General features: G+C 70.9%; 19 protein-coding genes and 1 pseudogene. 15 read left to right on the forward strand and 5 right to left on the reverse strand.

Annotated elements, in window-relative coordinates; all coding sequences use genetic code 11:
• Positions 1-19: 19 nt before the first annotated feature.
• The 7 genes from ACZ7M3_RS25755 (at position 20) to ACZ7M3_RS25785 (ending at position 6,962) form a co-directional block, all read left to right on the forward strand.
• Positions 20-1,198 carry an acyltransferase family protein gene (locus tag ACZ7M3_RS25755; RefSeq protein WP_472065940.1) on the forward strand — a complete coding sequence of 393 codons (1,179 nt, stop codon included), beginning with the start codon at positions 20-22 and terminating at the stop codon, positions 1,196-1,198.
• 10 nt (positions 1,199-1,208) lie between these two features.
• The gene (locus ACZ7M3_RS25760) at positions 1,209-2,624 is read left to right on the forward strand and encodes a sensor histidine kinase (protein ID WP_472065872.1); all 1,416 of its coding nucleotides are present in this window, start codon (positions 1,209-1,211) and stop codon (positions 2,622-2,624) included.
• Positions 2,621-3,295 carry a response regulator gene (locus ACZ7M3_RS25765; RefSeq protein WP_054231356.1) on the forward strand — a complete coding sequence of 225 codons (675 nt, stop codon included), beginning with the start codon at positions 2,621-2,623 and terminating at the stop codon, positions 3,293-3,295. The genes ACZ7M3_RS25760 and ACZ7M3_RS25765 overlap by 4 nt, the downstream gene beginning before the upstream one ends.
• 246 nt (positions 3,296-3,541) lie before the next feature.
• Entirely contained in the window at positions 3,542-4,891 is a 1,350-nt protein-coding gene (locus ACZ7M3_RS25770; protein WP_472065874.1) for a sensor histidine kinase, read from the forward strand.
• Entirely contained in the window at positions 4,888-5,562 is a 675-nt protein-coding gene (locus ACZ7M3_RS25775; protein WP_095853451.1) for a response regulator, read from the forward strand. Before ACZ7M3_RS25770 ends, ACZ7M3_RS25775 begins: the two co-directional genes overlap by 4 nt.
• Positions 5,559-5,705, forward strand: a complete 147-nt coding sequence (locus ACZ7M3_RS25780; protein WP_472065876.1) for a hypothetical protein — start codon at positions 5,559-5,561, stop codon at positions 5,703-5,705. Before ACZ7M3_RS25775 ends, ACZ7M3_RS25780 begins: the two co-directional genes overlap by 4 nt.
• 9 nt (positions 5,706-5,714) lie before the next feature.
• Complete coding sequence (locus ACZ7M3_RS25785) at positions 5,715-6,962, forward strand: cytochrome P450 (protein ID WP_472065878.1); 1,248 nt, start codon at positions 5,715-5,717, stop codon at positions 6,960-6,962.
• 293 nt (positions 6,963-7,255) lie between these two features.
• Here ACZ7M3_RS25785 and ACZ7M3_RS25790 read toward each other — a convergent pair whose 3' ends face one another.
• Together ACZ7M3_RS25790 and ACZ7M3_RS25795 are read right to left on the reverse strand one after the other, a co-directional pair.
• On the reverse strand, positions 7,256-8,881 hold the full coding sequence (locus tag ACZ7M3_RS25790; RefSeq protein ID WP_472065880.1) for an ABC transporter permease: 1,626 nt from the start codon (positions 8,879-8,881) through the stop codon (positions 7,256-7,258).
• Positions 8,878-9,843: an ABC transporter ATP-binding protein gene (locus tag ACZ7M3_RS25795; protein ID WP_472065942.1), complete on the reverse strand. Its 966-nt coding sequence runs from the start codon at positions 9,841-9,843 to the stop codon at positions 8,878-8,880. The genes ACZ7M3_RS25790 and ACZ7M3_RS25795 overlap by 4 nt, the downstream gene beginning before the upstream one ends.
• Positions 9,844-9,941: 98 nt before the next feature.
• Between ACZ7M3_RS25795 and ACZ7M3_RS25800 the strand changes: the two genes are divergently transcribed.
• Positions 9,942-10,457 carry a GbsR/MarR family transcriptional regulator gene (locus tag ACZ7M3_RS25800; protein ID WP_388515843.1) on the forward strand — a complete coding sequence of 172 codons (516 nt, stop codon included), beginning with the start codon at positions 9,942-9,944 and terminating at the stop codon, positions 10,455-10,457.
• Positions 10,458-10,516: 59 nt separating this feature from the next.
• On the opposite strand, the gene ACZ7M3_RS25805 is transcribed toward ACZ7M3_RS25800, so the two are convergent.
• On the reverse strand, positions 10,517-12,037 hold the full coding sequence (locus tag ACZ7M3_RS25805) for an APC family permease (protein ID WP_472065882.1): 1,521 nt from the start codon (positions 12,035-12,037) through the stop codon (positions 10,517-10,519).
• 217 nt (positions 12,038-12,254) lie between these two features.
• On the opposite strand from ACZ7M3_RS25805, the gene ACZ7M3_RS25810 reads away from it, so the two are divergent.
• Entirely contained in the window at positions 12,255-13,649 is a 1,395-nt protein-coding gene (locus ACZ7M3_RS25810) for an ethanolamine ammonia-lyase subunit EutB (protein ID WP_472065884.1), read from the forward strand.
• Complete coding sequence (eutC, locus tag ACZ7M3_RS25815) at positions 13,646-14,410, forward strand: ethanolamine ammonia-lyase subunit EutC (RefSeq protein ID WP_472065886.1); 765 nt, start codon at positions 13,646-13,648, stop codon at positions 14,408-14,410. Before ACZ7M3_RS25810 ends, eutC begins: the two co-directional genes overlap by 4 nt.
• Positions 14,411-14,620: 210 nt before the next feature.
• Here the strand turns inward: eutC and ACZ7M3_RS25820 are convergent, their stop codons facing one another.
• Positions 14,621-15,562, reverse strand: a complete 942-nt coding sequence (locus ACZ7M3_RS25820; protein WP_472065888.1) for a diacylglycerol kinase — start codon at positions 15,560-15,562, stop codon at positions 14,621-14,623.
• Between the two features lie 200 nt (positions 15,563-15,762).
• Between ACZ7M3_RS25820 and ACZ7M3_RS25825 the strand changes: the two genes are divergently transcribed.
• Positions 15,763-17,049 carry an adenylosuccinate synthase gene (locus ACZ7M3_RS25825; RefSeq protein ID WP_388515851.1) on the forward strand — a complete coding sequence of 429 codons (1,287 nt, stop codon included), beginning with the start codon at positions 15,763-15,765 and terminating at the stop codon, positions 17,047-17,049.
• 65 nt (positions 17,050-17,114) lie between these two features.
• Here ACZ7M3_RS25825 and ACZ7M3_RS25830 read toward each other — a convergent pair.
• Positions 17,115-17,752, reverse strand: a pseudogene (locus ACZ7M3_RS25830) (DUF5753 domain-containing protein).
• Between the two features lie 2 nt (positions 17,753-17,754).
• On the opposite strand from ACZ7M3_RS25830, the gene ACZ7M3_RS25835 reads away from it, so the two are divergent.
• The 4 genes from ACZ7M3_RS25835 (at position 17,755) to ACZ7M3_RS25850 (ending at position 20,016) form a co-directional block, all read left to right on the forward strand.
• Complete coding sequence (locus ACZ7M3_RS25835) at positions 17,755-18,135, forward strand: hypothetical protein (RefSeq protein ID WP_472065944.1); 381 nt, start codon at positions 17,755-17,757, stop codon at positions 18,133-18,135.
• A gap of 136 nt (positions 18,136-18,271) precedes the next feature.
• A complete protein-coding gene (locus ACZ7M3_RS25840) occupies positions 18,272-19,180 on the forward strand; it encodes a hypothetical protein (protein ID WP_472065890.1) in 909 nt (302 codons plus the stop codon).
• Positions 19,181-19,306: 126 nt separating this feature from the next.
• The gene (locus ACZ7M3_RS25845) at positions 19,307-19,573 is read left to right on the forward strand and encodes a cupin domain-containing protein (protein WP_472065892.1); all 267 of its coding nucleotides are present in this window, start codon (positions 19,307-19,309) and stop codon (positions 19,571-19,573) included.
• The gene (locus ACZ7M3_RS25850) at positions 19,570-20,016 is read left to right on the forward strand and encodes a PIN domain-containing protein (RefSeq protein WP_472065894.1); all 447 of its coding nucleotides are present in this window, start codon (positions 19,570-19,572) and stop codon (positions 20,014-20,016) included. The genes ACZ7M3_RS25845 and ACZ7M3_RS25850 overlap by 4 nt, the downstream gene beginning before the upstream one ends.
• Positions 20,017-20,224: the final 208 nt, after the last annotated feature.

A 20,224-nucleotide genomic window follows, 5' to 3' on the forward strand; every position in this document is an offset into this window, starting at 1 on the left:
GCGCACCGTCACCCACGCCATGGGAGACGGCGCCCGCCGTATCGACGCCGCCACCCCCGCGGAGCGGGACCGCGCGGTCGACGCCCTGCGCGCCTTCGCGATCCTCGGCGTGGTCCTGGGCCACTGGCTGGTGACGGCCCTGGTCGCGGACGGCGGCGCGCTGCACACGGCGAGCCCGTTGCAGCACATGCCGTGGCTGGCACCCATCTCCTGGGTCTTCCAGACGCTCGCGGTGTTCTTCCTGGTCGGCGGCCATGTGGCGACGAAGAGCTACGCGTCGGCGCGGGCGCGCGGCACGACGTACGGACGGTGGCTGCGCGCCCGCCTCACGCGGCTCTTCAAACCCGTGGCCGCGGTACTGACCCTCTGGACGGTGGCCACCGTCGGCCTGCTCGCGTCGGGCACGGGAGTCGGCACGGTCCACACCCTCGTCAAACTCGCCCTGTCCCCGCTGTGGTTCCTCCTGGTCTTCGCGGGACTGACGGCCGCCACGCCCCTGCTCACCCGGCTCAACCCGCTGTGGCCGCTGGCCGTCGTTCTCCATGTGGACCTGATGCGCTTCGGACTGGGCGGCCCGTCCTGGCTCGGCTGGGTGAACGTGGCGGCGGGCTGGATGGTCCCGTACACACTGGGCGCGGCCTGGACGCGCGGCGAGTTGGACCGACGGCGTGCGGGCTGGGTGCTGCTCCTGTGCGGCGCGGCGGCGACCGCGGTGCTGGTGACGTGGGCCGGCTACCCGGCGTCGATGGTCGGCGTCCCGGGCGCGGCGGTCTCGAACCTGAACCCGCCGACGCTGGCCGCGGTGACCTTCGGCGTGGCCCAGTGCGGCCTCGCTCTTCTGCTGCGTGAGCCGTTGCGCCGGTGGTTGCGGCGGCCCCTGGCGTGGGCTGTGGTGGCCCTGGTCAATCTGTCGGCGATGACGATATTCCTCTGGCACCAGACGTCGATGATGGCGGTCACCGCCGTGGGTCTGCTGGTGGGAAGGCTGCCCGGTCTGCACCTGGTTCCCGACGGTTCGGGCTGGGTGGCTGCCCGCCTCGCCTGGCTTCCGGTCTTCGCCTTCGCGCTCGGCGTCTGCTGGGTCGCCTTTCACTCCTACGAGCAGGGTCCGCGCCGCCGGTCCGGCCGTCCCTCCCGGGTCGTCCGCGTCCACCGTCGTGGTGGTCCGGCGGGGTCGCGAACGGCCCGCCGTGCCTAGGGTTGACCGGGTGACCAGCGCCGAGTCCGGGGACTCGTACACCGACCGCACACGCAGCCTCCTGCGTGAGGTCCTCGCCGACCTCACCTCACCGTCGGCCGCCCCGCTGCCGCCGCTGTCCCGGCCCCGATGGCTGCGTCGGCTGCCACACGTCGTGCTGTGCTGGATCGCCCTCGCCCTCGGGCTCGCTGAGGTAGCTCAGATGAACGACACCTACCGAATCGGCTTCCCGCTGGGTGTGGTGACGGGTGCCTCGCAGGGGGTGGCGGTCGTCCTGGCTCTGTGGCGGCCGGTGCCGGCCTGGTGGCTCTCGCTCGGCGCCGCGGTATCGGCCGCGGCCGCGGCCAAGCCGCACATGATGGACATCCCCGTGGACTTCCCAGCCCCGGGCCCCGACTGGCCGTGGAGTATGTCCGCGCTGATCGCGCACGCCTTCGTGCTCTTCCTCCTCGCCCTGCGGCTGCCCGCACGGGTGGCCATCGGCGCGCTGTCCGTGACCGCCCTGCTGACGTACGTCATGCAGGGTCTGATCGGCGGACAGCTGTACCACCCGACAGGGTTGCTCGCAGTCGTCGTCTTCGCCGCGGTGGTCCTCCTCGGCATCGCCCTGCGCGGCCGCCGCGAGGCCCGCACCCAGCTCGTCGCACAGGCCTCGCAGACCGAGGAGGAGCGCGCCCGCCGCACCCTCCTCGAGGAGCGCAGCCGGATCGCGCGCGAGCTGCACGACGTGGTCGCCCACCACATGTCGGTGATCTCCATCCAGGCCCAGGTCGCCCCGCACCTGGTCGAGAACCCCTCCGACGAACTGAAGGAGAACCTCGAGGGCATCCGGCAGAACGCCCTGGAGGCGCTCACCGAGCTGCGCCGCGTCCTCGGCGTGCTGCGCTCCGAGAACCTCGAGGACCCGTACGGCCTCGGTGCCGGCACCGGTGCGGCCCCCAACTCCCCGCAGCCCACGCTCGACCGCCTCGACGCCCTCGTCGAGAACACCCGCGCCGCCGGTCTCCAGGTCACCACGGAGATCACCGGCGAGCAGCTCCCACTGCCGCCCGGCGTGGAGCTGTCGGCGTACCGGATCATCCAGGAGGCGCTGAGCAACGCCCTGCGGCACGCGCCCGGTTCGGCGGTCCGCGTCGAGCTGTGGCACTTCCCGCGGGGGCTTCAGGTGCGGGTGATCAACTCCAGGCCCGAGCGTCCCGCTCCGCCGTCCCCGGGCGCGGGGCACGGGCTGCTCGGTATGAGGGAGCGCGCCGCGATGCTGGGCGGCACCCTCGTGACCTCCGAGACCGCGCACGGCGGGTTCGTGGTGGCGGCCTTCCTGCCCCGCGACGGCGCGGTCACGGGCGATGCCCCTTCCACCGACCTTTCCCCTCCCCCTTTCACCGACGTCGATCGTTCAGGCCGCACAGGAGACGAGAGCCGATGACGAGCAGCACCATCCGCGTACTGATCGCCGATGACCAGCAGATGGTCCGCCAGGGTTTCACCGTGCTGCTCAACACCCAGCCCGACATCGAGGTGGTCGGCCAGGCGGTCGACGGCCTGGACGCGATCGCCAAGGTCGCCGAACTCGCCCCGGACGTCGTGCTGATGGACATCCGCATGCCCGAGCTCGGCGGCATCGACGCGACCAGACGCATCACCGGCGAGACCCCGCACATCAAGGTGCTGGTGCTCACCACCTTCGACCTCGACGAGTACGTGTACGAGGCGCTGCGGGCCGGCGCCTCCGGGTTTCTGCTCAAGGACGCGTCCGCCGACCAGCTGGCCGAGGCGGTACGGGTGGTGGCGGCGGGCGACGCGCTGCTCGCCCCCGGGATCACCCGCCGTCTCATCGCCGAGTTCTCCCGCCTGGACTCCACACCCCGTGCCCCGCTCAAGCAGCGCGTGGGCGAGCTGACCGAGCGGGAGACGGAGGTGCTGGCCCTCATCGCGCAGGGCCTGTCGAACGCGGAGATCGCCGAGCGCCTGGTCGTCGCCGAGCAGACCGTGAAGACCCATGTGGGCCGCATCCTGGTGAAGCTGGGCCTGCGCGACCGCACCCAGGCCGCGGTCTTCGCCTACGAGTCGGGCCTCGTGCGCCCGTCCGGCTACTGAGCCCGCGCACTCGCGCGCCCACCCCGTCCCCCGGGTGTCCCCTCCCGGATCCCTCCCGGATCCCTCCCGGATCCCTCCCGGATCCCTCCCGGATCCCTCCCGGATCCCTCCCGGATCCCTCCCGGATCCCTCCCGGATCCCTCCTGGGGGACACCCTGGGGATACCCGTAGTACCTGAGACGGATCCCGCAGGACCCTTCTCACTGGTGACGACCGCGACCCGGCAGGCGGCCTACCGTTTTGAACGTGACCGAGACGACCCAGACGCAGATGAAGCCGCCGGGCGGGGCCAAGCCCCGCAGCCCGGAGTTCCGGCTGGCCGCGGACGCCCTGCGCGGGCTGCGGCAGGACCTGTTCCACGACGCCTTCGCCTACCGCCCCCTGCCGCGGATGCGGGTGGACGGTCCGCTCGCCCGACGCCTCCCCGAGCGCGTCAGGGAGTACGCGGCCTGGACTCCGCACGCCGTGATCACGGCGTGCGGGCTGCTCGCGATGTCCGTCGCGAGCACCGCGAACCAAGGCGGCCCCGGCATCGAGAGTCTGGTGCCCAGCCTCCTCGCGCTGCTCCCGGTCCTGCTGACGCTCGTCCGGCCGGTCGGAGCATTCTGGTTCTCCATGGCGGCGACACCGGTCGCGGCCGTGTTCAGCGGCAGTTGGGGCGAATGGCCCTGGTCGGAGGGTGCCTTCATCACCCACCTGGTGGTGCTGACGGTCGTGGCGCTGCGGACGCGGCCGCGCACCGCCGCCTGGATGTGGGTGCTGACCGCGTGGTACGGATTCATGTCCGAGTCCCTCTTCGGCGCCGGGCACATGGGGGGCAACGCGGCTCCGCTGCTGTTCCTCTCCGCCCTCGCCCTCCTGGTCGTCACCGTCCTGCACGTACGCCGCGCGGCCGAGCAGGAGGTGACCGCCCACCAGACGGAGACGGCGCAGGAGCGCTCCAAGCGCACCCTCCTGGAGGAGCGCACCACGATCGCCCGCGAGCTGCACGACGTGGTCGCCCACCACATGTCGGTGGTCGCCATCCAGGCGGAGGCCGCGCCCTACCGGGTGGAGAACCCACCGCCCGAGCTGGAGCAGGCCTTCGTCACGATCCGCGAGAACGCGGTGGCGGCGCTCACCGAGCTGCGCCGCGTCCTCGGTGTCGTACGGGCCGCGGACTACGAGGCTCCGGACGCCCCGCAGCCCACCCTCGCCGACCTCGGCGCGCTCCTCGCCAATGTGCGGGAGGCGGGCCTGAGCGTGGAGAAGACGGTCACGGGCGCGGTGCGCGAACTCCCGCAGGGCGTGGAGCTGTCGGCGTACCGCATAGTCCAGGAGGCGCTGAGCAACACCCTGCGACACGCGCCGGGCGCGACGGCCCGCGTCGAGATCGGCTACGTTCTCGGCGGGCTCGGCCTGCGCATAGTCAACGGCCCCGCGCAGACCACGACCCTGGTGAAGTCCACCCACGGCGCGGGGCACGGCATCACCGGGATGCGCGAGCGGGTCACGATGCTGGACGGTGAGATGACGACGGGCGAGACGGACGACGGGGGCTACGAGGTGACGGTCTTCCTGCCGGTGCCGCTACGGGCGGCGGAGGAGTCCGGATGACGAACGGCACCATCCGCGTCCTGATAGCCGACGACCAGGTGATGGTCCGCGAGGGCTTCTCGGTGCTGCTCGGCGCGATGCCGGACATCGAGGTGGTCGGCGAGGCGGTCAACGGCCGGGACGCGGTCGAGCGGGTCCGTGAGCTCGGGCCGGACGTCGTGCTGATGGACATCCGCATGCCGGAGATGAACGGCATCGAGGCGACCCGGGAGATCGTCGCCGCGGACAGCGCCGCGAAGGTGCTGGTGCTGACCACCTTCGACCTCGACGAGTACGTGTACCAGGCGCTGCGCGCGGGAGCCTCGGGCTTTCTGCTCAAGGACGCCTCGGCGCGTCAACTCGCCGACGGGGTGCGGGTGGTGGCGGCCGGTGAGGCGTTGCTCGCCCCGTCCGTGACCAAGCGGCTGATCACCGAGTTCTCCAAGCTCTCGGACGCTCCGCGGCTCTCGGCCACGGCCCAGGCGGCCTACGGCGAGCTGACCGAGCGGGAGACGGAGGTGCTGGTCCTGATCGCCCAGGGTCTGTCGAACGCGGAGATCGCTTCGCAGCTGTTCGTCGCCGAGTCCACGATCAAGACCCATGTGAGCCGGATCCTGGTGAAGCTGGGCCTGCGGGACCGCACACAGGCGGCGGTGTTCGCGTACGAGGCGCGGCTGATCATCCCCAGGTGACCCAGGTGACCCAGGTGACCCAGGTGACCCAGGTGACCCCTGACCGGGGGGCGCGGTGGCCGGGCCGATGGCGGGGTACGGGGGTCCCCGCCGACGGCTCGGCCGCCGGGACACCCCTGTTCAGCGGGGCCGAGTCGGGCTAGCGTCCGCCCATGGCAGCCTCGCACACCCCGCAGTCCTCGCAGTCTCCGCGGACACCGTCGGCCTTCGATCCCTGGAACCCGGAGTTCGTGGCGAACCCGTACCCCGCGTACGCGGAGCTGCGTGAGCGCGGCCGGGTGCACTACTACGAGCCCACCGACCAGTGGCTGGTCCCGCACCACGCGGACGTGTCGGCGCTGCTGCGGGAGCGGCGCCTGGGCCGGACCTACCAGCACCGTTACACGCACGAGGACTTCGGGCGGACGGCCCCGCCGCCCGAGCACGAGCCGTTCCACGTCCTCAACGACCACGGAATGCTGGACCTGGAGCCGCCGGACCACACGCGGATCCGACGGCTGGTCTCCAAGGCGTTCACACCGCGCACGGTCGAGCGGCTCAGGCCGTATGTGGACCGGCTGGCGAACGAGCTGGTCGCGGGCCTGGTGGCGGCCGGCGGCGGGGATCTGCTCACCGATGTCGCCGAGCCGCTCCCGGTGGCCGTGATCGCCGAGATGCTGGGCATCCCGGAGGCGGACCGGGCGCCGCTCAGGCCGTGGTCGGCGGACATCTGCGGGATGTACGAGCTGAACCCCTCCGAGAAGACGGCGGAGAAGGCGGTCCGGGCGTCGGTGGAGTTCACCGAGTACCTCCGGGAGCTGATCGCCGCGCGCCGCGAGGAGCCGGGCGACGACCTGATCTCGGGCCTCATCGCCGCGCACGACGAGGGGGACCGCCTGACCGAACAGGAGATGATCTCCACCTGTGTCCTGCTGCTGAACGCGGGCCACGAGGCGACGGTGAACGCCACGGTGAACGGGTGGTGGGCGCTGTTCCGCAACCCCGACCAGTTGGCGGCCCTGCGCGGCGACCGTTCGCTGATCCCCACGGCGGTGGAGGAGCTGATGCGCTACGACACCCCGCTCCAGCTCTTCGAACGGTGGGTTCTGGACGACATCGAGATCGACGGCACGACCGTTCCCCGGGGCGCGGAGATCGCCCTGCTCTTTGGTTCCGCCAACCACGACCCGAAGGTCTTCGCGTCCCCGGAGAGTCTGGATCTCTCCCGCGCCGACAACCCCCACATCTCCTTCAGCGCCGGCATTCACTACTGCATCGGCGCCCCGCTGGCCCGCCTCGAACTGGCCGCGTCCCTGGGCGCTCTGCTGGAGAAGGCACCGACGCTCGCCCTCGCCGCGGAGCCGGAGCGCAAGCCGAACTTCGTGATCCGCGGGCTCGAGGGGCTAAGCGTCGTGCTCTGACCCGTCGGCCGAGGGCCCGGAGTCCCAGGGCCCAGAGTCCCAGCGCGGCGGCCGTCCCGCCGAGGACCATCAGGGGCAACTCGGCATAGAGCACGCTCCAGTCGGGCCCCTGCTCGAACCGCTGGAACCGGTCGCGGCTGTTGACGGCCCAGACCGCAAGCCCCGCCCCCGCGCCGACGACAGCGATCAGACAACCGCCCGCGGCCCGCATCCTTTGCCCCATGCCCCTCATGGACGTGGTGCGGGGACCCGGGGTTCCCCGGTCCCCGCACCAGGCACGCGTGCGCCGGCCCTCAGGTGCTCATGTCCCGGCGCCGCAACGCCGCCAGCCCCGTGGCGGTCAGGGCCAGCGCGATCGCCGTCAGGATCAGTACCGGTGTCCATGCCATATCCCCGCCCGGCAGCTTGGGGAGGTGACCGAAGGGGGAGAGGTCCATGGCGGCCTGGGGGACGTTCAGGGCGGGGCCGATCCAGCCCAGCAGGAGGGCCACCCCGGCCGCGCCCCAGGCGCCGGGGGCCAGCTGGGGCGAGACCCCGTAGAGAAGGACCGCAAGCCCGCCCAGCGTCCAGACCGCCGCGACCTGGACGAGGCAGGCGCCGAGCACGGGCCAGAACTCATGGCCGTACCCGAGTCCGAGGCCGAGCCCGCCCAGCGCCATGATGAGCGCCGCGCCGCCGAAGGCGACGACCAGATGGCCGCAGGCCCACCGCAGTCGCCCCACCGCGTTCGCCAGCACCGGTTCCGCCCGCTGTGAGGTCTCCTCACCGTGCAACCGCAGCACCGACGAGACGACGTACAGCGCGGCCACCATCCCCAACATGCCGACCATCGCCGCGAGGAACGCGTCCGTGATCCCGGACTGCCCGCCCATCCGCTCGATGATCTGCCGGGTCTTGTCGTTGCTCCCGACGAGATCGGCGGCCCCCTTCGTGATCCCGCCGAACGCGGCCCCCGCGGCGAGGAACCCGAGGCTCCACCCCAGCACGGCCCCCCGCTGCAGCCGCCAGGCCAGCGCCCCGGCCGACCCGAGCCGCCCCCGTGCGGGCCCCGGCCGGGTCGGCAGGAAGCTCATCCCGACGTCGCGCCGCCCGGCGAGTTCGTAGGCGACCGCGCCCTGGATCAGCACGGCCGCGACGAACAGCGGCAGCACCCACCACCGCTCGTGAGCGAAGGGGCGTTCGTTCTCCAGCCACCCCAGCGGCGACACCCAGGTCAGCACGGAGGAACCGTCGTTCGTCGACGAGTCGCCCGCCGCCCGCAGCACGAACGCCGCGCCGAGCAGGGCGCCCGTCAGCCCCTTGGCGAGCCGTGCGCTCTCGGTGAGCTGGGCGACGATCGCCGCCATGGTGGCGAAGACCATGCCGACGCCCCCGACGCCGAGCCCGAGGGCCAGCGCACCGGCGCCGCCCTGCCCTGCCAGCCCGCCCGCGATGAGCAGCGCGAGCACGCCGTTGGCGACGAGTGCGGCCAGCAGCGCCGCCGTCAGCGGGGCCCGGCGCCCCACCATCGCCGACGAGAGGAGTTCCTGACGCCCGCTCTCCTCCTCCTCGCGGGTGTGCCGTACGACGACGAGCAGGCTCATGATCCCGGCGAACAGACCGGCGTAGCCGCCGATGCGCCAGGCGGTGAGTCCGCCGAGCGAGTCGTCGAACACGGGCCCGTACGTGGCGCGCAGGGAGCTGTTGGTGAGCATCTGGCGGGCGAGGTCGGCGCGTTCGGCGGCGGTGCCGTAGATGGACTTCAGGGAGTTCGGCATGGACACCACCAGCAGGCCGATCACGCCGACCCACAGCGGCATCATCAGCCGGTCGCGGCGCAGGGAGAACCTCAACAGCGTTCTGGTTCCGGTGAGTTGGCGGGCACTCCGGGCCCGTACCCCACCCCGTACGGCAGTGGTCGCGGTGGTCGCGGTGGTCATCGCGCCCTCGTCCCTTCGCCGTTCACCCGGACGTCGCCCCCGATGTCGTCCCGGACGTCGCCCTGGACGTCGTCCTGGTAGTGCCGCAGGAACAGTTCCTCCAGGGTCGGCGGCGTCGAGGTCAGTGACCGTACGCCCGAGTCGGTGAGCGAGCGCAGTACGGCGTCGAGCTTGTCGGTCTCGACCTGGAGCCTGACCCGGTGGCCCCGGATGTCCAGGTCGTGCACGCCGGGCAGGTGCGCCAGCCCGTTGGGCGGTCCCGCGAGTTCGGCGGTGACGCTGGTACGGGTCAGATGGCGCAGGTCGGCGAGGGTGCCGCTCTCGACGGTGCGGCCCTTGCGGATGATGCTGACGCGGTCGCACAACTCCTCCACCTCGCTGAGGATGTGCGAGGAGAGCAGGACGGTCCGCCCACGGTCGCGCTCCTCCTCGACGCACCGCTGGAAGACCTCCTCCATCAGCGGGTCGAGCCCCGACGTGGGCTCGTCGAGGATCAGCAGGTCGACGTCCGAGGCGAAGGCGGCGACGAGCGCGACCTTCTGCCGGTTGCCCTTGGAGTAGGTGCGTCCCTTCTTGGTGGGGTCGAGTTCGAAGCGTTCGATCAGTTCCGCCCGGCGTGCCGGGTCGAGCCCCCCGCGCAGCCGCCCGTACAGGTCGATGACCTCGCCGCCGGAGAGGTTGCGCCACAGGGTGACGTCACCGGGAACGTAGGCGACCCGGCGGTGCAGCTCCACCGCGTCCGCCCAGGGGTCCCGGCCGAGCACCTGCGCCGCGCCCGCGTCGCCGCGCAGCAGGCCCAGCAGGACCCTGATGGTGGTGGACTTCCCGGAGCCGTTGGGACCGAGGAAACCGTGCACCTCGCCGGCCTCGACGTCCAGGTCGAGACCCTCCAGCGCGTGTGTCCCGCCGAACGACTTGTGCAGCCCGGAGACGGTGATCGCCTTCGTCGTGGCCTTCGTCATTCCCTTGGCCCTGCCCTTCGTCATGCCTGAGAACGTACGCTTCTTTCAGAAATTTGTGAAGTTAACGAATTGTATAAATGCTCGGATACAATCGAGGGATGGCAGAACCGGAGGCGGTGGAAGCGGCAGGAGCGGTGGGCCGGGACGCGGAGGCGGTCTCGCGGTTCGTCGAGCACTTCGCGGCGCAACTCGTGGAGGCCGGGATGCCCCGGATGCCGTCCCGGGTCTTCGGGGCGCTGCTCGCCTCGGACACCGGTGCTCTGACCTCGGTCGAACTGGGCGAGCAACTGCGGATCAGCCCCGCGGCGGTCTCCGGTGCGGTGCGCTATCTGGCGCAGGTGCACATGGTGTCGCGCGAGCGGGAACCCGGATCGCGCCGGGAGCGGTACCGCGTGCACAGCGACCAGTGGTACGAGGCGCTGACCAACCGTGAGGCGATCATCAAGCGCTGGGAGGACGCGCTGCGCGAAGGCGTCGTCAGCCTGGGCGCGGACACCCCGGCGGGCGGTCGGCTCGCGGAGACCCTCGCCTTCTTCGAGTTCATGGAGGGCGAGCTGGAGTCGATGATGGACCGCTGGCGGGTCCACCGGGAGCAGCACTTCGGCGAGGGCTGAGAGCCCTCGCCGAAGAAATGTTTTCCCGCCGCTTTCCTGGTCCTACCGCTGCTTGGGTCCTACCGCTCCTTGGTCTCCTCCAGGACCGTCCGCCCGAGCAGGGCGTACCGCTGCGGTGCGCGGCGCTTGAGGTACGTCGCGTACGCCACGCCGCCCGCCGCGATCAGGGCGACGATCCAGGGGGTCGCCTTCAGCACGAGGGAGCCGGACTCCGTGCCGGCCGCGGCGCCCATGTTGGACACCAGCAGGACGACCACGCCGAGCATCGCGAGGCCGCCGATGAGCGGGGCGGTGAAGGTCTTGAACCAGTGCCTGCTCTCGGGGTGGTTCTTGCGGAAGTACGCCAGCACCGCGAAGGAGCAGACCGCCTGCACCACCAGGATGGCCATCGTGCCGAGGATGGCGAGCAGGACGTACGTACCGGTGTACGGGTCCTTGCCCGCCAGCCAGAACGCGGCGATGAGGACGGCGCTGACGACCGTCTGGACGAGGCCCGCGATGTGCGGGGAGCCGTGCTGGGGGTGGGTGCGGCCGATCGTGCGCTGGAGCGAGGGGAGGACGCCCTCGCGGCCCAGTGCGTACATGTATCGGGCGGCGCAGTTGTGGAAGGCCATGCCGCAGGCCAGTGAGCCGGTGATCATCAGCCACTGCATGACGTCGACGGCCCAGTGACCGACGTAGTGCTCGGTGGGGTTGAAGAACAGGGCGAGCGGGTTCGAGGAGGAGGCGGCCGTGACGGCCTCGCTCTCGCCGTTGCCGATGATGGCCATCCAGGAGACGAGGACGTAGAAGACACCGACGCCCAGGACGGAGATCATCGTCGCCTTGGGGATGATCTTCTTCGGGTCGCGGGACTCCTCGCCGTACATCGCCGTGGACTCGAAGCCGACCCACGACCAGAAGGCGAAGAAGAGGCCGAGGCCCGCCGAGGTCCCCTTGAAGGCGTTGACCGGGTTGACCGGGCCGAAGGTGAAGCCGTGCGGGCCGCCGCCGTGCAGGGCGACGGAGACGGCCATGGCGGCCAGGATCGTCACCTCGGTGGCCAGCAGGACGACGAGCAGCTTCTCGGCGACGGACACCCCGAACCACGTGCCCGTCGCGTTGACGGCGAGCATGAGGACCGCGAACGCCCACCAGGGCACGTCAAGTCCCGTCTGGTCCTTGAGGGTTCCGGTGGCGAAGGTCGAGAAGATGCCGATCAGGGCCGGCTCGAAGACGACGTACGCGAAGGTCGCGAGGAGTCCCGAGGCGAGTCCCGCGGTACGGCCGAGGCCGTAGGAGATGAAACCGTAGAAGGCGCCGGTGGACGTGATGTGCTTCGCCATCGAGGTGAAGCCGACCGCAAAGATGGCCAGGACGACCATTGCGACGAGGTAGCTCGCCGGGGCGCCGATGCCGTTGCCGGCGGAGACCATGAAGGGCACGTTGCCCGTCATGGCGGTGATCGGGGCGGCGGTGGCGACGGCCATGAAGACCACGCCCAGCAGTCCGATCGCGTTCGGCTTGAGCCGGTGAACTGCGCCTCCGGGGACCTCCGGAGTGCCCGCCGCCTCAGGGACCACGCCCTCTTGCACTGCCATCGAGTGGCCCCTTCCCGTGGTCGCTCGCCGTCCGCACCCTGGGTGCAGCGGAGTGGATTACGAACCGGAATGCTGCACGAGAAATGAGTCCTGTCACGGGTCGGAACGTTAAATGTGCGTCAACCAGACCTTTAGGAGCCCGGGTGGAGCGAACGTCCTTGTTAACTCTGCGCCGGATCGTGGACCGCGCCCGACGCGCCTCCGTACGGTCCCTGGCATGAGCACCTACTCCGCCACCCTCGGCGGCCGGACGCACTCCTTCGCCGGTCTCGCGGGGCTGCTCGCCGCCGCGAGCCCCGAGCGTTCCGGCGACCGTCTCGCCGGGCTCGCCGCCGACTCCGCGCAGGCGCGCGTCGCCGCGCGGTGGGCGCTGGCCGAGGTCCCGCTCCCGCGGTTCCTCGCCGAGCCGGTGATCCCGTACGAGACCGACGACGTGACCCGCCTCATCATGGACAGCCACGACGCGGCGGCCTTCGCCCCCGTCTCGGGCCTCACGGTGGGGGAGTTGCGCGAATGGCTGCTGTCGGACGCGGCGGACGCGCCGACGCTCGCCGCACTCGCCCCCGGGCTGACCCCCGAGATGGTCGCCGCGGTGTCGAAACTGATGGGCAACGCGGACCTGGTGGCGGTCGCCCGAAAGGTCCGGGTCGTCACCGCCTTCCGCTCCACGATCGGTCTCCCTGGCCGCCTGGCCACCCGCCTCCAGCCCAACCACCCCACCGACGACCCCGCCGGCGTGGCGGCGGCCCTGCTGGACGGACTGCTCCTCGGCTCCGGCGACGCGGTGATCGGCATCAACCCGGCCACGGACAGCCCCCGGGCGGTACTGGACCTGCTGGACCTCCTGGACGGAGTGATCGACCGCTACTCCATCCCCACCCAGTCCTGCGTCCTGTGCCACGTGACCACCAGCATCGACCTGATGGAACGCGGCGCCCCGGTGGACCTCGTCTTCCAGTCCATCGCCGGTACGCAGGCCGCGAACGCCTCGTTCGGGGTCACGCTGGGACTCCTGGACGAGGCGTACGAGGCGGCGCGCTCGCTGGCTCGGGGCACGGTCGGCTCCAACGCCCTGTACTTCGAGACGGGGCAGGGCAGCGCGCTCTCCGCCGACGCGCACCACGGGGTGGACCAACAGACGGTGGAGGCGCGGGCGTACGCGGTCGCCCGCCGCTACGACCCGCTGCTCGTGAACACGGTGGTCGGCTTCATCGGCCCGGAGTACCTCTACGACGGCCGCCAGATCCTCCGCGCGGCCCTGGAGGACCACTTCTGCGGCAAACTGCTCGGCCTGCCCATGGGCCTCGACATCTGCTACACCAACCACGCCGACGCCGATGACGACGACATCGCCACGATGCTCACCATGCTCGGTGTCGCCGGCGCCTCCTTCGTGATCTGCACCCCCGGAGGCGACGACATCATGCTCAACTACCAATCCGCCTCGTACCACGACGCGTTGTACCTGCGCGAGGTGCTCGGGCTGCGCCCGGCACCGGAGTTCGAGACGTGGCTGGGGCGGATCGGCCTGCTGGACGAAGGGGGCGGGATACGGGACGTGGCGGGTACGGGGCATCCACTGACGGCGATCGGGCGGGGGCTGGCGGCATGACGGAACGTCAGGTAATGGCGCTGGACTCGGACACCGCCCTCTGGAACTCCCTGCGTCGGCACACCCAGGCCCGGATCGGGCTCGGGCGGGCCGGCTCGGCGTTGCCCACGCGGCACCGGCTCGAACTGCAGGCCGCGCACGCCGCCGCGCGGGACGCGGTGCACTCGCCGTTCGACCCGGACGTGGTGGCGTCCGCGCTGGCGGGTGCGGCGACGATACGGGTGCGCAGCGCCGCCCCCGACCGGCTCACCTATCTCCAGCGCCCCGACCTCGGACGCAGACTCCACGACGTGGACCGGGCGCATCTGCCCCGCGACGGCTGGGACGTGGTGTTCGTCGTCGCCGACGGGCTGTCCAGCCGGGCGGTGCACGAGCACGCGGCGGCCGTCGTGCGCGCGACGACACAGCGGCTGCCCTCCGACTGGCGCGTCGCTCCCGTCGTACTCGCCGAGCAGGCGCGGGTGGCTCTCGGCGACGACATCGCGCACGTGTTGGGGGCCGGGATGGCCGTCGTCCTCATCGGGGAGCGGCCCGGGATGTCCGCCGCGGACTCGCTCGGCGCGTATCTCACGTACGACCCGCGCCCGGGTCGCACCACGGACGCCGACCGCAACTGCCTCTCCAACATCCGCCCGCCCCTCGGCCTGTCCCACACCGCCGCGGCGACGAAGCTGGCGACACTGATGCGCAGAGCACGCGACCTCGGCTGCACCGGCATATCCCTGAAGGACGACTCCACCCCCGCACTGCCCCAGCCGTAGCGTGCCGGACGCGCTGAAGGGGCGGGGCGAAGCCCCGCTTTCAGGGGCGCGGGGAACTGCGCGACCAGCCCCCACCAGCCCGCAGTCGACCAACACACCCGGGGTCGAAGGGGCGGAGCCCCTGGGGATGATGAGGGTCCCCCCTGCTCGAGCGAAGCCGAGAGCTTGGGGGAGGGTAGGGGCGGCGGGGGCGAGAAAACCCCCGGGGGCTCAGCTCGGCAGAGTAAGCCCCCATCCCCCTTCCCGAACCGTCCACGTCCGCGTCCGCACAGGCCCGGACACCACAGAATCCGCCCGATACCGAAAGTCCGCCCCGGACACCGTCACCCGCCGTCCCACCACCCGCAACGGCGAAGCCTCCGCCCCCACGGAAACCGGCCGAACCTCCACCTCCGCACCCCCGGCAACGCCGGGCGTCACGGACACCGCCTCGACCGGCTGATCCAGATCGACCAGGGTGACCCCGTCGACCTCGACCCTCAGCCGCGAAGGCCCGGGCCCCGGCACGGAAGCCACACGCGCGGGCCGCGCCGCGAGCGTACGGACCAGTGACTGACAGGTCCGCAGCCACGCATGCCCCCCGAGCCCGGAAGCACCACCCCCGAAACTCCCGAAGCCGCCGGAACCCCCAGAGCTCCCAGAACCGCCAGAATCTCCGAAACCGCCGATACCGCCGACACCGCCCATGTCGACCTCCTCGGCACCCCTCATCCCCCCACCTGCCCCCACCGGCGGAATCCGCAACGCCCCCAACACCACCCCGTCACTCTCGTCGACCAGCAGGTCGAGCCGCCGCTCGACCCCGTCGAGCACGGCGCGGGCCGCCGCGACGGCCCCGACGGGCACCCCGAGCGCCCGCGCCAGCGACAGCACACCCCCCACCGGCACCAACGACACCCCACATCCGGCCAGCTCCCGCTGTCGGTGCAAAAGGGACACAGCGCGCAAGAGGGCACGGTCGTCGCCCACTACGACCGGTCGCCGGGAACCTCTCCGGGCCAGCGCCCGGGCAAATTCCTCGGGCCCTTCCGGCAGGCATACTTTCGTCGCCGCACCCGCGCTGAGCACGTCTTTTGCGATCCGTACAGACTCGCCGTCCGTCCGACGGGCGACCGGGTCGATGACCACCAGGAGCTGGTCGGAAGCCGCCACCTCGGTCCTGCCTCGCTTCCTCGGGTAGCATCTTTGTGCAAGAGCCCCTTGCGCTATTGCGCCAGGGGCTTCGTCTATTCCGGGGCATCCGGTCCGACGGTCGCGGCCAAAGGAGGTCGCCGGCGTACGCAGCCGTATCGAAAACCAGCCGCGTACGTCCCCGACCTTGGACATGCCCCGCCCGGAAGGGGTGTACGCCTGTGCCCGCACTTGTGCTGCTCGGTGCTCAGTGGGGTGACGAAGGCAAGGGAAAGGCCACCGACCTGCTCGGTGGATCCGTGGACTATGTGGTGCGCTACCAGGGCGGCAACAACGCCGGCCACACGGTAGTCGTGGGCGATCAGAAGTACGCCCTCCACCTCCTCCCTTCCGGAATCCTCACGCCGGAGTGCACTCCGGTGATCGGAAACGGAGTCGTCGTCGACCCGTCGGTCCTGTTCTCCGAGCTGAACGGACTGAACGAGCGCGGCGTCGACACCTCCAAGCTTCTGATCAGCGGAAACGCTCACATCATCACGCCTTACAACGTCACCGTCGACAAGGTGACGGAACGCTTCCTCGGGAAGCGGAAGATCGGCACGACCGGGCGTGGCATCGGGCCCACCTACGCGGACAAGATCAACCGCGTCGGCATCCGTATCCAGGACCTCTACGACGAGTCGATCCTGACCCAGAAGGTCGAGGCGGCCCTCGAGGTCAAGAACCAGCTGCTGACCAAGCTCTACAACCGCCGTGCCATCGAGGCCGGGCAGGTCGTCGAGGAGCTGCTGGGCTACGCGGACCGGCTCAAGCCGTACGTCGCGGACACGGTCCTGATCCTGAACCAGGCGCTGGAGCAGGACAAGGTCGTGCTCTTCGAGGGCGGCCAGGGCACGCTTCTCGACATCGACCACGGCACGTACCCCTTCGTGACGTCGTCGAACCCGACCGCCGGCGGTGCCTGCACCGGTGCGGGTGTCGGCCCGACGAAGATCAGCCGGGTCATCGGCATCCTCAAGGCGTACACGACCCGGGTCGGCTCGGGCCCGTTCCCGACCGAGCTCTTCGACGAGGACGGCGACGCGCTGCGCCGTATCGGTGGCGAGCGCGGTGTCACCACCGGCCGTGACCGCCGCTGCGGCTGGTTCGACGCGGTCATCGCCCGTTACGCGACCCGTGTGAACGGTCTGACCGACTTCTTCCTCACCAAGCTGGACGTCCTGACCGGCTGGGAGGAGATCCCGGTCTGCGTGGCGTACGAGATCGACGGCAAGCGCGTCGAGGAACTCCCGTACTCGCAGACCGACTTCCACCACGCGAAGCCGGTCTACGAGAACCTCCCGGGCTGGTCCGAGGACATCACCAAGGCGAAGTCCTTCTCCGACCTCCCGAAGAACGCCCAGGCGTACGTCAAGGCGCTGGAGGACATGTCCGGCGCCCCGATCTCCGCGATCGGCGTCGGTCCGGGCCGGACCGAGACGATCGAGATCAACTCGTTCATCCAGTAGGGCCAGTACGTCGCTTCGGCGCGTTCTTGATGAGGACCCCCGGTCGGCTTCGGTCGACCGGGGGCTCACGTCCCGGTGAAGCTCTCCAGGGCCTCGTCGATCAGTGCGAGCGCCTCGGCGCCGCCGGGGGCGATGGTCTCCAACTGCGCCCAGTGTTCGTGGTGCCGGGCGACCATCTCCAGTTGGTCGTGCACGGAGGTGCGGCCGGACCAGCCCTCCAGGTAGAGCACGTCATCGTCGTCCTCGAATCCCAGCAGGACGAAGGGCGACTGAAGAGCGGGGTGGGCGCCGGCCGAGAACGGCAGGACACGGAGATCCACTCTTGGATGTTGCGCGATGTCCTTGAGCTGCCGCAACTGTCCGCGCATGACCATCGGTTCGCCGATGCGTCGACGCAGTGCCGCCTCGTCGACCACGAAGAAGAGTCGGCCGATGCCCGTCTCGTCATCCGTGTCGTCGAAGGCTCGTTCCTGGCGGTACTGCCTCAACTCGACCGTTCTGCTGACCGTTGCGGGGACCGGATGCCGGGCATGAGCGCCGCGCAATAGTCCGCTGTCTGCAGCAGCCCTGGGATCACGACCGGATGGTAGGCGTGCAGGGAGGTGGCAGCTTCCTCGCACCCCAGGTATTCGGCGAACTCGGGGCCGACCTCGTCGCCGTAGGGCGCCCACCAGGACGGGAGTCTGGCGGCGCGAACCCTCATTCATCCCTGACTGGATCCCCGTCGCCGGCATCCAACTCCGCAAGGCGGGCGTCCAGTTCGACGCCGTACGTGTGGACGGCGACACCGGCCGTCAAGTCGCCGACGCCCTCGCGAAGATGTCGGGTGGTGATCCCGGCCCGGTCGTCGAGGAGGCGAACGGGTGCCGCGCGGTGTACTTCCTGGTCCCCGTCGGCAGCACCGCGCATCGCACGTGGCCCGACGGAGTCACCCGTCTCACCGCCGCCCCGCATCGGATCTCGTACGTCCCCGTCCCCGCCCTCGGCGGCCGGACCTGGCCCCTGAGCTGGCGCTACGGCCCCGGCGTCGACGGCCGTCTCGTCCACAACCTGCTCCTGCGCTCCGCGCTTCACTCCCAGGGGTGAAGAACGCGAACGTCCACCAGGGAAAAGGGAGTTCGGCTTGCGTCGGTCGCTCTGAGTACCCATAGAGTCACGCCAACGAAACGCCCCCGCGGTGCGCCAACACCCGGGGGCTCGACACCAGGAGAAGCACCTCCAGATGCGCATTCATCGTACGACGCCCACGCGCGCTTTTTCGGTCTTCAGCAACGCCCTCCTTCGCGACCGGAGCCTTTCCTGGTGTGCGGTAGGCGTACTGACGTACCTCCTGAGCCTCCCGAACGGCGCCCGCGCCACCATCCGCACGCTCGCCGAGCAGCGCAAGGAGGGGCGGGCGCGGATCGCGGCAGCCCTGCACGAACTGGAGGAATCCCGGTATCTGCGACGGGTGGTCCGCAAGGACGGGGAGTCGGGCCAACTCTTCACCGTGTATGAGGTGTTCGACACTCCGTACGACGACGAGCCCCCTGCGGGTGAACCCGAAAAAGTCGAGAACCTGGCCTCCGGTGAGTCGGACGTCGCCGGGGCGGGCGCTCTCCCTTCGGGAGAAAAGACCCGGGAACAAGAACCTCCCTCCCCGCCACCCGAAACCGGGACCGAGGGCAACGGCAAGGGTGAGCGCGAGGTCGTGCCGACCGCGCGCACGGCGCTCGCCGCGAAGCTGCTCGGCTCGCTCGGCCGCGCGGAACCCCGGCTCGCCCTCGGTGGCGCCGAGGCGCTGCGGCTCGCGCCGCTGGTGGAGGAGTGGTGGGAGCGGGGCGCGACGAGCGCCCAGGTGCGGTCGGCGCTGACACAGGGGCTGCCGTCCCGTGTGTACTCGCCTCGCGCCCTCGTCGAGGACCGCCTGCGCCGCAAGCGCCCGGCGGCCCCGGAGCCGATCGCGCCGTCCGGGCCGATCGCGCCGTCCGGGGGTGCTGAGCCGTCCGATCCGACAGCCGCTCCGGTCACGACCGTCGAGATCCACACCGTCGATTTCCGCAGGCCCGGTGCAACCGCCTACCGGGAGTCCGCCCGGCGGGGCGCCGCACTGGCCCGCGCGCTGCTGAGTGGGCGACCGGAGCTGGCATAGGGCCCGAGAAGACTCCCGGTGCGCAACCGTGCGGCCGGGTCCCCGAGAGAAACCAAGAGAAACGGACTGCCGATGACCGTCACACTCGCACGCCCAGAGGCGGTATACCGTCGGTATACTGGCGTTATGGCTGACACCACGATCAAGGTCGACCCCGCCGTCCGGGACCGCCTCCTGGAGCTGGCTCGGGAGCGCGGCATCACCATGCGCGACCTCGTGACGGAGTTGGCCGGGGCCACGCCCACCAAGGAAGAGCTGCGGAAGCGGTATGAGGAGACCAGGGCGTACGTCGAGGACCACTTCCTGGGCAGGCCGTACACGGAGGAGGACGAGAAGGCCGGTGAGGAGCTGTGGGCCGACCTTGAGGCCGGACGCATCGGAGAGGTCCAGTGACGGAGAAGGAGCGGTACCCTCTGCCGCGCGCCGTCATCCTCGACGACACCGCCGCGCTCGCGCTCGGCGCGGGGAACAGCATGGCCTCCCGGCTCGTCGTCGAGGCTGAGAAGGACCCGGCCCTGCGGGTCTACGTTCCGGCGCTCAGCCTGGCCGTCGCCGAACGCGAGCGGGCGGGAGTGGCCGAACACGTCGGTGCGCTGCCGTCCGTCCACATCGAGAGCCTCGACTTCGCGGCGGCGGCCGCCGTGGGTAAGCGCCTGAGGACCGCTGCCTCCGGGAGTGAGGAGCAGAGCGACAAGGGTGAGCCGGACTGGAGCGGCGCCCATGTACTGCACCTCGCTCTGCCCACCGTCGACTGGCCTCGTGGCCGCCCCGTCCTGACCAGGACCCCCACCCGATACCGGGGTACGGGCATCCGCACGATCCGCGTCGTCGAGTAGGGCCGACGGCGCGACGGCGCCCCCGGCGAAGCTTCGGCCGACCCGAGGGCGCCGCCCACGCCATGCCCATCCTTGACCTGGACATGGCCTGTTCCTGGTTCCCGACCGGCTGGGACCCGACAACCATCTACGCGTGTAGTGCCCGAAGTCCCCGCACGACTCGCGCAGTTGCTCCCGTCAGCCAAGTCCCAGCCAGTCCCAGGAGACA

This window comes from Streptomyces sp. NPDC111656, from assembly GCF_055656965.1.

Coding starts and splice junctions, on each gene's coding strand:
- ACZ7M3_RS25790 (WP_472065880.1), bottom strand. CDS start 8,881: ATGACCACCGCGACCACCGCGACCACTGCCGTACGGGGTGGGGTACGG.
- ACZ7M3_RS25805 (WP_472065882.1), bottom strand. CDS start 12,037: ATGGCAGTGCAAGAGGGCGTGGTCCCTGAGGCGGCGGGCACTCCGGAG.
- ACZ7M3_RS25845 (WP_472065892.1), top strand. CDS start 19,307: ATGGCTGACACCACGATCAAGGTCGACCCCGCCGTCCGGGACCGCCTC.
- ACZ7M3_RS25840 (WP_472065890.1), top strand. CDS start 18,272: ATGCGCATTCATCGTACGACGCCCACGCGCGCTTTTTCGGTCTTCAGC.
- ACZ7M3_RS25785 (WP_472065878.1), top strand. CDS start 5,715: ATGGCAGCCTCGCACACCCCGCAGTCCTCGCAGTCTCCGCGGACACCG.
- ACZ7M3_RS25775 (WP_095853451.1), top strand. CDS start 4,888: ATGACGAACGGCACCATCCGCGTCCTGATAGCCGACGACCAGGTGATG.
- ACZ7M3_RS25810 (WP_472065884.1), top strand. CDS start 12,255: ATGAGCACCTACTCCGCCACCCTCGGCGGCCGGACGCACTCCTTCGCC.
- ACZ7M3_RS25800 (WP_388515843.1), top strand. CDS start 9,942: ATGGCAGAACCGGAGGCGGTGGAAGCGGCAGGAGCGGTGGGCCGGGAC.
- ACZ7M3_RS25795 (WP_472065942.1), bottom strand. CDS start 9,843: ATGACGAAGGCCACGACGAAGGCGATCACCGTCTCCGGGCTGCACAAG.
- ACZ7M3_RS25765 (WP_054231356.1), top strand. CDS start 2,621: ATGACGAGCAGCACCATCCGCGTACTGATCGCCGATGACCAGCAGATG.
- eutC (WP_472065886.1), top strand. CDS start 13,646: ATGACGGAACGTCAGGTAATGGCGCTGGACTCGGACACCGCCCTCTGG.
- ACZ7M3_RS25755 (WP_472065940.1), top strand. CDS start 20: ATGGGAGACGGCGCCCGCCGTATCGACGCCGCCACCCCCGCGGAGCGG.